The sequence below is a fragment of the Streptococcus sp. bf_0095 genome, from assembly GCF_004166885.1.
Lineage (GTDB): Bacteria > Bacillota > Bacilli > Lactobacillales > Streptococcaceae > Streptococcus.
In genome coordinates this window covers 128,251-142,001 of the sequence record NZ_RCYU01000001.1, presented here as the reverse complement: position 1 = coordinate 142,001, position 13,751 = coordinate 128,251, and the positions used below count along the sequence as shown (strand labels likewise).

12 protein-coding genes are annotated in these 13,751 nt (G+C 42.1%); 2 read left to right on the top strand and 10 right to left on the bottom strand.

Annotated features, from left to right (window positions below; all coding sequences use genetic code 11):
- Positions 1–72: 72 nt before the first annotated feature.
- The 6 genes from gyrB to EAI95_RS00735 form a co-directional block, all read right to left on the bottom strand.
- A complete protein-coding gene (gyrB, locus tag EAI95_RS00760) occupies positions 73–2,022 on the bottom strand; it encodes a DNA topoisomerase (ATP-hydrolyzing) subunit B (RefSeq protein ID WP_129821909.1) in 1,950 nt (649 codons plus the stop codon).
- Positions 2,023–2,034: 12 nt separating this feature from the next.
- Positions 2,035–2,598, bottom strand: a complete 564-nt coding sequence (locus EAI95_RS00755) for an HAD-IA family hydrolase (protein ID WP_129821908.1) — start codon at positions 2,596–2,598, stop codon at positions 2,035–2,037.
- Positions 2,599–2,777: 179 nt separating this feature from the next.
- Positions 2,778–3,335, bottom strand: a complete 558-nt coding sequence (locus tag EAI95_RS00750) for a DJ-1 family glyoxalase III (RefSeq protein ID WP_006595944.1) — start codon at positions 3,333–3,335, stop codon at positions 2,778–2,780.
- A 1-nt stretch (position 3,336) separates the two neighbouring features.
- On the bottom strand, positions 3,337–4,581 hold the full coding sequence (locus EAI95_RS00745; RefSeq protein WP_129821907.1) for an FtsW/RodA/SpoVE family cell cycle protein: 1,245 nt from the start codon (positions 4,579–4,581) through the stop codon (positions 3,337–3,339).
- 16 nt (positions 4,582–4,597) lie between these two features.
- Positions 4,598–5,605: a YeiH family protein gene (locus tag EAI95_RS00740; RefSeq protein WP_129821906.1), complete on the bottom strand. Its 1,008-nt coding sequence runs from the start codon at positions 5,603–5,605 to the stop codon at positions 4,598–4,600.
- A gap of 1 nt (position 5,606) precedes the next feature.
- Positions 5,607–8,066, bottom strand: a complete 2,460-nt coding sequence (locus EAI95_RS00735; protein WP_129821905.1) for a bifunctional DnaQ family exonuclease/ATP-dependent helicase — start codon at positions 8,064–8,066, stop codon at positions 5,607–5,609.
- Positions 8,067–8,224: 158 nt separating this feature from the next.
- Here EAI95_RS00735 and EAI95_RS00730 point away from each other — a divergent pair, with 158 nt between their 5' ends.
- The gene (locus tag EAI95_RS00730; protein WP_129821904.1) at positions 8,225–8,866 is read left to right on the top strand and encodes an MBL fold metallo-hydrolase; all 642 of its coding nucleotides are present in this window, start codon (positions 8,225–8,227) and stop codon (positions 8,864–8,866) included.
- Positions 8,867–9,181: 315 nt separating this feature from the next.
- Here EAI95_RS00730 and ftsX read toward each other — a convergent pair whose 3' ends face one another.
- The 3 genes from ftsX to prfB form a co-directional block, all read right to left on the bottom strand.
- Entirely contained in the window at positions 9,182–10,108 is a 927-nt protein-coding gene (gene ftsX, locus EAI95_RS00725; protein ID WP_048714915.1) for a permease-like cell division protein FtsX, read from the bottom strand.
- Positions 10,101–10,793: a cell division ATP-binding protein FtsE gene (ftsE, locus tag EAI95_RS00720; RefSeq protein ID WP_006595938.1), complete on the bottom strand. Its 693-nt coding sequence runs from the start codon at positions 10,791–10,793 to the stop codon at positions 10,101–10,103. The genes ftsX and ftsE overlap by 8 nt, the downstream gene beginning before the upstream one ends.
- 42 nt (positions 10,794–10,835) lie before the next feature.
- Positions 10,836–11,931, bottom strand: a protein-coding gene (gene prfB, locus EAI95_RS00715) for a peptide chain release factor 2 (RefSeq protein ID WP_129821903.1) whose coding sequence is annotated in 2 segments (ribosomal slippage) — positions 10,836–11,858 and positions 11,860–11,931 — 1,095 coding nt in all. Because the reading frame shifts where the segments join, the coding sequence is not laid out codon by codon here.
- A gap of 197 nt (positions 11,932–12,128) precedes the next feature.
- Between prfB and EAI95_RS00710 the strand changes: the two genes are divergently transcribed.
- Positions 12,129–12,986 carry a metallophosphoesterase gene (locus EAI95_RS00710; protein ID WP_129821902.1) on the top strand — a complete coding sequence of 286 codons (858 nt, stop codon included), beginning with the start codon at positions 12,129–12,131 and terminating at the stop codon, positions 12,984–12,986.
- A gap of 56 nt (positions 12,987–13,042) precedes the next feature.
- Here EAI95_RS00710 and EAI95_RS00705 read toward each other — a convergent pair whose 3' ends face one another.
- Positions 13,043–13,711, bottom strand: a complete 669-nt coding sequence (locus EAI95_RS00705; RefSeq protein ID WP_129821901.1) for an MIP family channel protein — start codon at positions 13,709–13,711, stop codon at positions 13,043–13,045.
- Between the last annotated feature and the right edge of the window lie 40 nt (positions 13,712–13,751).

Below are 13,751 nucleotides of genomic sequence, written 5' to 3'. Positions count from 1 at the left end.
ATTAAATTACTTGAAAGTAATCGTAGTTATTATATCATAAATATTCGAATAATTGGCAAATATCGCAGAATTTTATACATCAAGTGTACTATATTCGGCATTTTCTTCGATAAATTCACGACGAGGTTCTACTCGATCCCCCATGAGCATATCAAAGATTTTATCTGCTTCTGCTGCATCATCAACTGTCACACGCGCCATGAGGCGATGTTCTGGGTTCATCGTTGTTTCCCAGAGCTGATGATCATCCATCTCACCCAAACCTTTGTATCGTTGAATCGTTGGTTTGGAACGACCTTCAGAATAGCGCTCCAAGGCTTCAGCCAATTCTGCTTCTTGGTTGGCTCCTGGTTGGATGTATTCTTTGATTTCACTACCGACTTTTACACCATAGATTGGTGGTTGGGCGATGTAAACATAGCCTGCCTCCAAAACTGGTTTCATATAGCGATAGATCAAGGTTAAGAGGAGGGTTCGAATATGAGCTCCATCGACATCGGCATCTGTCATGATGACTAATTTTTGATAACGGGCTTTCGATACGTCAAATTCTGCACCAAAACCAGTTCCCATAGCTGTGAAAATGCTACGAATTTCTTCGTTGGCTAAAATCTTATCCATGCTGGCTTTTTCCACGTTGAGGATTTTCCCCCGAATAGGGAGAATCGCCTGGAACTCGCGGTTTCTACCTGATTTAGCAGATCCTCCGGCAGAGTCTCCTTCGACGATGAAGAGTTCTGTCTCAGCTGGATTGTTAGATGAACAGTCTGCTAATTTACCAGGAAGGTTTGAGATTTCTAAACCAGATTTCTTACGGGTGACTTCACGGGCGCGCTTAGCAGCAACACGCGCTTTGGCAGCCAAAATTCCCTTTTCGACAATTTTCTTAGCAATCTGCGGATTTTCCAACAAGAAATCAGAGAAGGCATCGCTGAACAAGCGGTTGGTAATCTTCACCACTTCAGAGTTTCCAAGTTTGGTCTTGGTTTGTCCTTCAAACTGTGGATTTGGGTGTTTGACAGAAATCACTGCCGTCAACCCTTCCCGGACATCTTCCCCTGTTAGATTTTCTTCATTGTCTTTGAGAAGTTTATTCTTACGCGCATAGTCGTTGATAACACGGGTCAAAGCTGTACGGAAACCTTGTTCATGAGTTCCCCCTTCATGGGTATGGATGTTATTGGCAAAACTCATGACGGTTTCGTGATAACCAGTCGTGTACTGCATGGCTACTTCAACCGTGATATCATCCAATTCTCCATCGGTATAAATCGGAGTTTCAAAGATGACATCCTTGTTTTCGTTGATGTATTCTACATAACTAGCAATCCCACCCTCATAGTGGTAATCTTTCGTTTGCTCCTGCCCTTCACGCTTGTCCGTGATCGAGATCCGTAAACCACGGTTCAAAAAGGCTAATTCTTGAATCCGTTTATTCAACTTGTCAAAGTCAAATTCAGTGGTTTCTGTGAAAATCTCTGGGTCTGGAGTAAAATGAACGGTTGTACCAGTTCGATCTGTTTCACCGATCACTTCAAGATCTGCAACGACTTGTCCGCGTTTGTATTCTTGGTAATGAATTTGGCCATTCTTATGGACGTGAACATCTAACTGAGTCGACAAGGCATTTACGACGGATGATCCAACTCCATGGAGTCCACCAGACACCTTGTAACCACCACCGCCAAATTTTCCTCCCGCATGGAGAACGGTAAAGACAGTCTCAACCGCTGGACGACCCGTTTTTTCTTGAATGTCAACCGGAATTCCCCGTCCATCATCGACGACTGTAATCGAATTGTCCGCTTCGATAAAGACTTCGATATGGCTAGCAAATCCTGCAAGGGCCTCATCGATTGAGTTATCGACGATTTCCCAGACCAAATGGTGAAGACCTTCTTTAGAAGTGGATCCGATATACATCCCCGGACGCATCCGAACTGCTTCTAAACCTTCTAAAACCTGAATCTGACTGGCATCATATTCTTGACCAGTCGTTTCTTGCTTCAATTCTTCTGTCATTCTTTCCCTTTTCTAATTAAAAATATAGGCACTTAATTGATCCATTGAGTCAAACAAATAGGTCGCCATACCAGCTCTCTGACCAGCTTCGATATCGATCGGGCGATCTCCAATTACCAAGCCAGACTCAATCGCATACTTGTCTTTTAGATACAACATGGACGTAGGATCTGGTTTACGTGGAAAACCATCATCAGCTGTCACAACTTCTGTAAAGTAATGACGAATCCCTGTTTTTTCTAAGATGGTCTCTACATGATGGTCACGGTGAGAAATCAAAAAATGACGGGCTCCGACCACTGTCAGACGATGCAATAACTCTTCAGTCCCCTCGAATAAGCAGGGGATTTCAAGAGCTTCTTTCTCTCGCTGTTTATACTCTCCCAGAAAGTCTGGAAGGTCTGCGGCAAATTGCTGAACAGCATAATCCGTGGAAACCTTTAAAGCTGCATAAACAGAATCATGATCAGCCTCCCTTTGGAAATACTGTAAGGTCGCTACAAAAGCTTTTGTAGAGGTCTCATAATTGTCCAATAAAGTCCCACCAAGATCCCATATAAAATCATGATAATCCATAGCTTCAATTATACCATATTTTTCAAAAAATTGCTTGTAAAGTCAATGTTTTCACGGTTTTTTTACAGTCATCTCCCACCTATTTTACTTTCATTCAAAAAGCATTTATATTTTAAGAAATCTAGACGATAAAAAAATGAAGACAGGAATTTTCCTACCTTCATTTTTCTTCTCAACAACTAAGGGGCCGATGTTCCAAAAACATCTTGATAGAGCATCCCTTCTCTCAACGCTGTGGCATCTCCCCCAAAATGGTTGACCAGGGCATAGGAAAAAGCAAGTGCTGTTGCAGGACCCCGACTGGTCAAAATGTGACCATCCTGGACCACTGCTTCTTTCACATAATGCTCTCTTCCAATTTCTTTTTCAAAGCCATCATAGCAGGTATAGCGTTTTTCATCAAGTAGTCCAGCGCGATCCAAGACAATCGGAGCTGCACAAATAGCTGCTAGACTTTTTCCTTGTTCATGGGCTTCTTTTAAAGACTGAATCAAGCCCTCATGGTCGCGTAGATTTGCTGCTCCCGGCATCCCTCCTGGAAGGACAATGCCATCAAAATGATCCAACGAACCGGACCAGACCTCATCAACCTTCACTGTGATCCCATGGGAACCTGTCACTTCTGGATCAAATCCAACCATCAAACACTCGATTGCTGCTCTTCGCAAAACATCGACAACGGTCAAGGCTTCGATTTCCTCGAAACCATTTGCTAACATCACTGCTACTTTTGTCATATCAAATTATTCCTTTCTCGTGTAGTCGACTCAATTGTTTCTGTCTCAATAGTCGACTTTCTTTTTTCCGTTCTTCACTCACCCTATTTTGATGGCTCATGGATAATAATAAACCAATCCCAATAAGGTTACTCACAATAGCGGATCCTCCTTGTGAGATAAATGGCAAGGGAATTCCAGTGAGAGGCAAGATCCCCGTTACAGCCCCAATATTCTCAAATATGTGGAAGACCAGCATCATGATGAAACCAGTTGAGATATAGGTGTAAAATTGATTATTAGATTTCAGGGTAATGCGCAACATCTTATAAACTAGAAACATGTATAAGAGAAGGAGGCACAGTCCTCCTACAAATCCAAAATCTTCCGCGATGACCGTAAAAATCATATCACTCTCCCTGACCGGGATCAACAGATTAGATACATTAAAACCTTGCCCCAATAGACCACCGCTGGCAATGGCCAGCTGTCCCTGAGCCTGTTGGAAGGTCATGGTTTGTGCATAATCAAAAGGATTCAACCAGGCTAAAATGCGGTTCATCTGATAGGTGGGCATCCCCAGAGTTTGATGGAGAAAGGCCCGCCCACCGTCGGATAGAAAGACGGCCAAAAAGAGAGCAATTCCACCTGCGAGGGTCAAAAAGACTGGTAAAATGATTTTCCAAGAGACCCCTGAAATAAGGACTACTCCTGAGAAGATAGCCATAAATACCAAGGAGGTTCCAAAATCATGTTGAAAGGCTAGAAGCCCTAGGACCGGTATGGTATAGGCAGCAATTTGGAGAATGAGAAAAAAGTCTTTTTTTAGCGTCCGATCTTCTTCCCTATTGTTTCGTAAAAAATGAACAATCGCACGAGAGACCATCAAGATATAAGAAATTTTCATAAACTCTGATGGCTGAAAAAGGCTGATCCCCTTGTAAGCCACCCAGTTTTTAGAACCGGTCGAAGCAACCAGGGTTGGGTTGTAAAAATAAAGGGGCAAGACCATTAAGACCAAGCCAAAGACATACAAATAGGGCGTTACTTTCCATAAAAATTCTGTATTAAAGAGCATGACGACAAAACTAATCATACATCCTAAAACAATCCAGGCAACCTGTTGGCCTAAAATTGACCAAACCAAGTCAGGATAATCATTCGAAACTGCAATGTAGACTGCCACCACTCCAAATGCCAATAATAACAGAACAGTGGTGATCAAGGAGAAATCTCCTCTAAGTTTGAAAGACTGACGTCTCTTCATTTCATCTCCCTTTCATTTAGATTCCTAAAACGTGTTGAAGTAGCAAACTAGAAATGGATACAGCTACCCAGGCAACAAGGCCGATGAGGAGAGGAGCCACCCCCTGCTTACGGAAGGCCTGAATAGACACTTGACTTCCAATGCCAACCAAGGCCATGGCCATCAAATATTGTGACAACCATTTACAGAAGGGAATCCAAGAACTTGGAAACCAGCCAAAGGACGTCACTAAAGAAGCCAAAAGGAAGTAAAAAATAAACCAAGGAACAATTTTACTCAATGCCACTTGCTTGCCTTCTCGATCCTGTTTCGACCGTCCTAGAAGTTTTAGTCCCAACATCCCAAAACAGATAGGAATTATCATCAGAGCTCGGGTCAACTTCACAACCGTAGCCACTTCACCCGCTGCTTTACTATAGGAAAATGCGGCCGCTACAACAGATGAGGTATCATTAATAGCTGTTCCTGCCCAAAAACCAAATTGCCGATCCGTCATAGCAAGGAGGTGACCAAAGAAAGGAAAGAGGAAAACCGCTAGGATATTAAAGAAAAAGATGGTCGACATGGACAGAGCGATGTCATTTTCATCAGCTTCTAGAACGGGAGAGGCTGCCGCGATTGCAGACCCTCCACAAATAGCTGTCCCCATTCCAACCAAGGCAGTTAAGATCTTTGGAGCTTTTAAGAGGTAGCCCATTGCAAAAGCAGAGAGAAAGGCAATACTGATGGTCGGTAGACTAATGACCAAAGAAGATAGTCCCAGTTGAGTCACCTTTTGAAAAGACATGGTAAAGCCCATCAAGATAATGGAATATTGCAAGAGTTTTTTCCCTGAATAGGCTAGTCCCGGCCTGCTATTTTGAGGCAATAGTTGACTAGCATTCAAGAGGATCCCACATAGGATAGCAAAGAGACTAGAGCCAAGAATAGGTACTGCTTTTCCTAACACCATAGATAGTCCTGCTGTGAGAGCGGCTAGCAAGACACCGGGAACATACTGAGTTCCATTGGGTTTTTGATTCATGTTAACTCCTAAATTGTTCAACAACTTCTTTTACTTCTCCTGTCTTAGCAATGACAAGAGGAGCTATTTTCTCTAAACTAGCTTGAATCTGCGAACCATATTGGCGATTTAATAAGCGTTGATCTAATAAAATGACCAGAGATTCTTGCTCGCTCGAACGACTCGAGCGTCCAAGAGCCTGCTTCATGCGTAAGATAGCTAGTGGCAAACTATAATCATAGAAAGGATTTTTCCCTTCTAGACGCAAGGTTTCGTGCAGTTTTTGCACGAAGAAATCACTTGGATTATCAAAAGGAATGCGAGGAATGACTTGAATGATTTTTGCTTGCTGGGCAAAATCGACCCCTTCCCAAAAACTACCGGATCCTAAAAGGACGGAAGCTTCCCCTCTATCAAATCGGCGTTTAATAGTTGCTGCTTCACCATTCTTATACTGAGCCAGGTGACCCACTGTCATCAGCTGAGAAGTTGCTAAAAGCAAGTCCTTGGAAGTGAACAAGGCAAAGAGAGGCAAGCCAGTAGCTGCTAGATCATCCAAATAGCTTGCTAAAGAGCCAGCTAATTCCTCTTGCGTCAAATTGGTCAAATCAGGAAATTCTCGATCGATGAAGATGGTTTGCCCTTGATGGTAGGACAGTTCTTTCCCGATGAATTGGTAATTCTCAATTCCTAAAATCGAGGCTAGATTGACCTTTTTACTAATGGATAAGGTAGCTGAGACCAAGAGAAGTCTGGTAGTTGTTGGAATAAAGTCTTGAAGGGAAACCAAGCCCTCTCTTCCAGACTGCAAGCGAATTATCGGATGCTGATTCTCTTGTGTACGATCAATCCAAAAAATTTGAAAACGAGGATCAAAGACCGTTTTTAATGCAGCCAAGACTGGACTATCTAGTTCAGATAAATCCTGGCGAATTTTTTTCACCTGTTCCGGTGTTAGTTCGACCTTTCTGCTACCCGATTCAAGATGTTTGAGTAGAGCATTCAATTCAAATTGGAGACTTTCAAGGATCCGTCGTTTCAACAAGGATTTTTCTATTTCAATCTCCCGTTGCAGATCTAGCATGAAATCCGATAAGGATAAGGAAGCCCTTGAAAACTGCTCCAATGAAAAATATAGTTTTTGTGCTTCATCCACCACTAGAGTCCGATTTTCTACTAGAGAAGGATCATCCTCTAATCGAGTCAATAAATAGGCATGATTGGTGAGCAAGACCCGACTCATTTTGGCTTTTTCTTGACCGAGATGCCAAAAATCTTCTGTGTAAAATAAAGATTTTTTTGATAGTTTCCCATCATGACGGATTCGTTGAACAAAATTCCCGTAACGATGGAGCTGTCCCACTTCGTTTAGATCACCCGTCCTTGTTTGGGTCAACCAGACTAGCAATTGCATTTTGAACCGATTCCATAGGCGATTTTCCTCTGGTTCATGCAAGATTCGAAAGAACTCATCCAGTTTTAGATAATTTTGAGGACTCTTTAGGCTATGAAAAGATGTCTGAAAAACGTCCTCAATCGTCTTAGCTTCCTGTTGCATGATTTGGTCTTGTAAAACCTTGGTTGGAACACTGACAACAATCTGGTCCCTTGTATGCGCTAGTAAGGGAAGGAGGTAGCCATAGGTTTTTCCAATCCCAGTAGGTCCCTCGATAAAGGTTGCTACTTCTCTCGAAGACTGAAGACTTTCTTCAATTGACTGGGCAAACTCTTGCTGCAAGGGACGGGGTTCCATGCCCATTAACTGGATATTAATAGCAAACTGATCAGAAAAATTCTTGGCATCTCTTTTGATCAGAGGCTTACGAAGAAAAATCCCATGGTGAGATGTCAAGTCCTCTTTATGAAAAGCTCCCGCATCCTCGAATGCATCCTCTATCAAGAGTCTCGACTCGTAAATCAGATTATCAGAAAATGATAGCAAGGTTTCAACCAATTCTCTTGGTAAGGAAGCAATCGTTTCACGAAGCTTAAGAAATAGCTGGGCGGTTGCTTGCGCATCAGAAATAGCTGAGTGAGCATGGTCTAGAGGAATCGCCAATTCTTCACACAGGCTACTTAAATTATATCTTTCTAGGGTTGGGAAAAAGACTTGGGCCAATTCAACCGTATCGATCCGGGGGGTTATGAGCTCAAAGCCTTCCCAAAACAATGATTCTGCCAAGAGATTGGCATCAAATTTGACATTATGAGCCACAAAGACAGCATCTTCAATCAGTTCGTATACTTGTCTGGCTACCTGTGAAAAGTCAGGGGCCTTCTTTAGTTGCTGATTGGTAATCCCAGTCAGTTGGCGAATATGTTCGTCTAGTTCCTCATGGGGGTTGACATAAGTCTCATAGGTCTCTACAATCTGCCCATCTTGAATGATGACAATCCCGATTTGAATAATTTTTGCATTGCTGCTTGCACTGGTCGCTTCCAGGTCCACGACAGCATATTTTCTTTTAACATTCGTTGTCATAGCACTTAAAATTATATCATTTTCCGACTCGCTTTGCTTGGTATTTTATGACATTGAAAGGACCAAATCCAGCCAAGCGACGATTCTTCGGTTTCTAGAGGCGTTTTAGTCAGCTATTTTACAATATTTTTGATAGACTAATAGAGAAAGGAGCTCTTATGAAAATCCACCGCATTGTCAATCCCATCGCTTATGAAAACACCTACTTGCTTGAAAACGAGGACTATCTTCTCGTCGTTGATCCTGGGAGTGCTTGGGAACAAATTCGCAGCCGCATCGATCAACTCGCAAAACCAATTGCTGCTATTCTCCTCACCCATACCCACTACGACCATATCATGAGTTTAGAGAAGGTGCGGGAAACTTATGGCCATCCACCTGTTTATGTAGATGCTCATGAAGCAGCCTGGCTTCAAAGTCCTGTGGACAATCTTTCTGGTTTAGACCGCCATTCTGATTTAACGGATGTGGTCTGCCAGCCAGCCGAAGAGCATTTTGAATACCGAACAGATTATCATTTGAAGAACTTCCATTTTTATGTTCTTCACACACCAGGACATTCCATCGGAGGGGTCTCCTTGGTCTTTCCTGATGACCACCTTGTCTTGACAGGAGATGCTCTTTTCCGAGAAACCATTGGACGGACCGATTTGCCAACAGGAAGCGGTCCCCAACTCCTTGAAAGTATTGAGACACAATTGCTCACTCTTCCATCCTCTTATGCAGTATACCCAGGACATGGGAATGATACCACTATCGGTCATGAAAAAATGTTTAATCCCTTCTTTCGAAATCGATAAAAAAGGAAGTTCAAAAGAACTTCCTTTCAATTTAAAAATAAAGTCCTCTAAAAAACTTTCCTTAGGTGAGCACGGACGTTAGCGAACTTCTCCGAAGTTCCATAACTTAGTTTTGAACCTAAGGTTTCAAAACTCCCGAGTGCCTGAAATCGAATTTTTACAGTCACTTTTCTCACAGCGGAAAGTTTTTAATCTTCTTAATTGACTAAAATATTATAAGTTGTTTTTTGAAAATCATCTAGCTAATTTATTTAAAATAACAGTTTATTTGCATTAAAAAAGGAAGTTCTTTTGAACTTCCTTTTTTGTATAATCTTAAATCTTCAAGAAACGTCTCATTGAAATAGATGAGCCAAGTGCTCCAATTAAAATACCGAGACCAAACAGTCCTCCGACCATAATCGGAACAAGAAGGTTTGGACTATATAAGAACAATTTCTGATCTTGTAGGGTATTGTACATGGACTTGTAGACAATATTATAGACATAATAAAGCAAGAGAGCTGGTGGAATTGCACCAATCAAGCCAATCCAGGCACCTTCCAGAAGGAATGGCGCACGAATATAGCCACTTTTAGCCCCTACCAGACGCATAATCTTGATTTCTCGACTTCGTGAAATAATGGTAATCCGAATCGTATTAGAAATCAAGAAGACTGCGATAAAGATTAGTAAAGCGGCACCAATCAAGCCCCAAATACGGATGAAGTTCCCTAGAGCAAAGAGACGTTGAGTATCAACTCCCCCGTCTTTTACTTCAGATACCCCTTCGATTTTCTTAGCGGCTTTAGAGACTTCTTTCACATACTTAGGAGCCGTTGTCTCTACAAAATAGGCGTCATAGAGTGGATTGGCATCTCCGTCAAAAATTTTCCAGTTGTTACCGGCAGTCTTGATCAAGTTTTCATATTGTTCTTCCTTGCTGGAGAACTCAACTTTATCAACATTCTTCATGGCTGTCAACGCATTGTAGACTTTTTTGTAGTCCTCATTATCAACCATCTGGCCTTCTTTTTCGATCTGCTGGCTTTGATCTTGGATATCCTTACGCATATAGACAACAATCCGTACACTATTTTGAATATCATCTGATAGCTTGATCGTATTCGCAATAACTGAGGCAAAAATCGCTACAAGTCCAAGTGTAATCATCACCGAACTAACCGCAGCAATGGTCATCCAGCCATTCCGTTTTAAACTTTTAAATGATTCAATGAGATGGCGGAAAAATCTTCTAATCATCGTATCCGTACTCTCCTTCCGCTTCATCCCGTACAACACGGCCATTTTCAATGGCGATAACACGGTGACGAAGTGTATTTACAATTTGGCTATTATGAGTCGCCATCAAAACAGTGGTACCTTGCAAATTAATTCGCTCTAAGAGGTTCATAATTTCCCAAGAGTTATCTGGGTCCAAGTTCCCTGTTGGTTCGTCCGCAATCAATACTTTAGGATTGTTGACGATGGCACGCGCGATAGCGATCCGTTGTTGCTCACCACCTGAAAGCTCATTTGGGAAGGAACGAACCTTGTGTTTTAAACCAACAAGGTCTAAAACTTCCATAACGCGTTTTTTAATGTTGCGACGACGCTCTCCGATTACTTCCATTGCGTAGGCAATATTTTCATAAACGGTCTTTTTAGGAAGCAATTTGTAGTCTTGGAAGACTACCCCAACGTTCCGACGCAACATCGGAATATCGCGTTTTTTGATTTTATCTAAATCAAAACCAGCAACTTTCAAGCTACCTTTATCATGCTTCACCTCACGGTAAAGCAAGCGAATAAAGGTTGATTTACCTGCACCAGAAGGTCCTACAATATAGGCAAATTCTCCTGGTTCAATATGAACGGTCACTCCTCGAAGAGCTGTCGTTCCGTTGTCATACTTTTTGACAACATCTTTCATTTCAATCATTGACATGTATTGAAAATTCCTTTCCACATTTTATATAGAAGGAGGACTTTAATTGAGACGCCATTTTAAATAGGCATCAATAAAGCCATCAATATCTCCGTCCATTACTTTATCAACTTGGGCTACTTCATAGCTTGTACGGTGATCCTTCACCATGGTATATGGTGTAAAGACGTAGGAGCGAATCTGACTTCCCCAGGTGATTTCTTTTTTATCACCTTTTAAGGAATCTACTTCAGCTGCCTTCTTTTCTTGCTCCAATTGATAAAGTTTCGCCTGCAACATTTTCATTGCACGGTCACGGTTTCCGTACTGAGTCCGGTCAACCGTCGAAGCAACTACAATCCCTGTTGGGATGTGAGTCAAACGAACACCTGTAGAAACCTTGTTGACATTTTGTCCACCAGCTCCACCCGAACGGAAGGTATCCATCTTGATATCATCATCTCGGACTTCCACTTCAATGGTATCATCCAATTCTGGCATGACTTCAACTGATGTGAAGGATGTATGGCGACGTTTAGCTGAGTCGAATGGCGAGATCCGTACCAAACGGTGAACGCCCATTTCAGATTTCAACAAGCCATAGGCATGCGGTCCTTCAAAAGACAAGGTAACAGATTTAATCCCAGCCTCGTCTCCTGCCTGATAGTCCAAGACTTCCACCTTGAAGCCATGAGCATTTCCGAAGCGGGTATACATCCGAAGAAGCATATCTCCCCAGTCCTGAGCCTCAGTACCACCAGATCCCGGATGGATTTCCAAGATTGCATTATTATTATCATAGGGTTCTGATAAGAGAAGCGTCATCTCATAACTGGTCATCATCTTATCCAACTCTGTCAACTTCTCTTCTAGCTCTTCGTGAACGGATTCATCTTCTGAGAGAAACTCAAGAAGGATTTCGGATTCATCAAACAAGTCTGTCATTTGATGGAAATTCTCATAGGTTTGTTTCAACTCATTTAATTCCTGGGATGTCTTTTGCGCCGCAATATTATCATCCCAAAAATCAGGTTCTGTCATTTTGTTTTCCAAAATGGCAATTTCTTCTTCCAGACCCTCTAAGTCAAAGAGACCCCCTGAAAGAAGCTAATTTTTCACGATTCGCGTCAATTTTCTGACGGATTTCTGAAATATCCATAAGTACCTCTTTCTAAGTATCAGTCTATTATACCACAAACCCCGTCATTTGCACATAGTAAGAGATAGTAAGAATAGTTTACCCTACAAAAATCGCATAAAACCAGGTCGTTGTCACCTCCCTTGTTACATAATTGTTAGATTTGTTACATGTTGGTTACCTTTCTCTTTCTCATCAACTTATGATACACTAGTGATATGACACGTATTGGTTTTATGAGTGACCTGCACCTGGATTCCAATCAGTTTGGCGAGGCCGAACGCATGCAACTCCTGCAGGTCCTACAAGAAGAACAGATTGATCATCTTCATCTAGCTGGAGACATCTCTAATGACTTTAAACAGATAAGCCTTCCCTTCATTCAGGACCTCCAAAGACAGCTTCCTGTCTCCTTTAACCTGGGCAATCACGATATGCTATCTCTTTCAGAAGAAGAAATCAAGCAGTATGATTTTCAGGTCCAGACCTTTGGAGACAGCCATTTAGTATCTCTTGCTGGATGGTACGATTATAGCTTTGTTCCTGAAAAGAGCAAGGAAGCCCACCTGCGTACCAAGAATACTTTCTGGTTTGATCGAAGATTGGAACGTCCTTTAGATGATCCAACCATCACGCAAGAAGATCTCTTCCGATTGGATCAGGTCCTCGCTTCTTTAGATGGTAGAATCATCGTCGCTCTTCACTTTGTCCCCCACAAGGACTTCCTCGTTAGTCACCCCTACTTTCAGAAATTCAACGCCTTCTTAGGTAGTCAAGCTTTTCACGATCTCTTTGTAAAGCACGAGGTAGCTGATGTCGTCTTCGGACACTTGCATCATCGCCATCCTTCCAGAGCCATCGATAACGTCCATTATCACATGCGGCCTCTTGGCTATATTCGAGAATGGCAACTGACAGAAGACTTTTTCAAGGCCTATCCACAGTACAAGATCCCTCACATGTATCGTCTTCATAAACGCTACAACGCTGTGAAAGACTTACCTGAATTTCATCAATACAAAAGACAGCAGTTAGCAAGCGAATTTCGTCAGGCTTTAACCATCCTTGACTGCTAAAAAGAAAAAGATTTCGACCCCACAGGGAATCGAAATCTTTTTTTCGTTAAAATAGCTTAAGCTTCAGTTTCAAGGAGATTCTTTGCAACAAGCGCTGCCAAGACACCACCAACGATTGGAGCAAGGATAAAGATCCAAATTTGTTGGAGGGCTGCACCACCTACAAAGAGTGCAGGAGCCAAGCTACGAGCTGGGTTTACAGAAAGACCTGTAATGTTCAAACCTACAAGAATGATCAAGGTCAAGCTCAAACCGATGACAAGACCAGCAATCTTCCCGTTTCCTTTAGAAGCTGATGTCACTGTCATGATGACCAAGATAAAGATAAAGGATGCAATCACTTCAAACAAGAAACCGCCAAATGGAGTTACTCCTTTAGCCAAGGCATTTTCACCAAGACTAGCTGTTGACATCCCTGAATTAGACAAAAGGAAGAAGACAGAAGCAGTCGCAAGGAAAGCTCCTACTACTTGCGCTACAATGTAGTTGACTAAGTCTTTAGATGACAAGCGTTTGTTGACAAACATAGCAATCGAAACAGCAGGATTCAAGTGAGCACCAGAAACAGTCCCAATAGAGTATGCAGCTGCAACAATGGACAAACCAAATGCCAAGGCAATTCCTAAATGCCCAAGACCTTCTGTCCCATTTCCAAAAACAACTGCGCCAGTCCCGATAAAGACAAGCATATATGTGCCGATTACTTCAGCAAAAAACTTTTTCATAATATAAGTTTCCTTTCTTCAAACTGTTGTCTAGTTTATC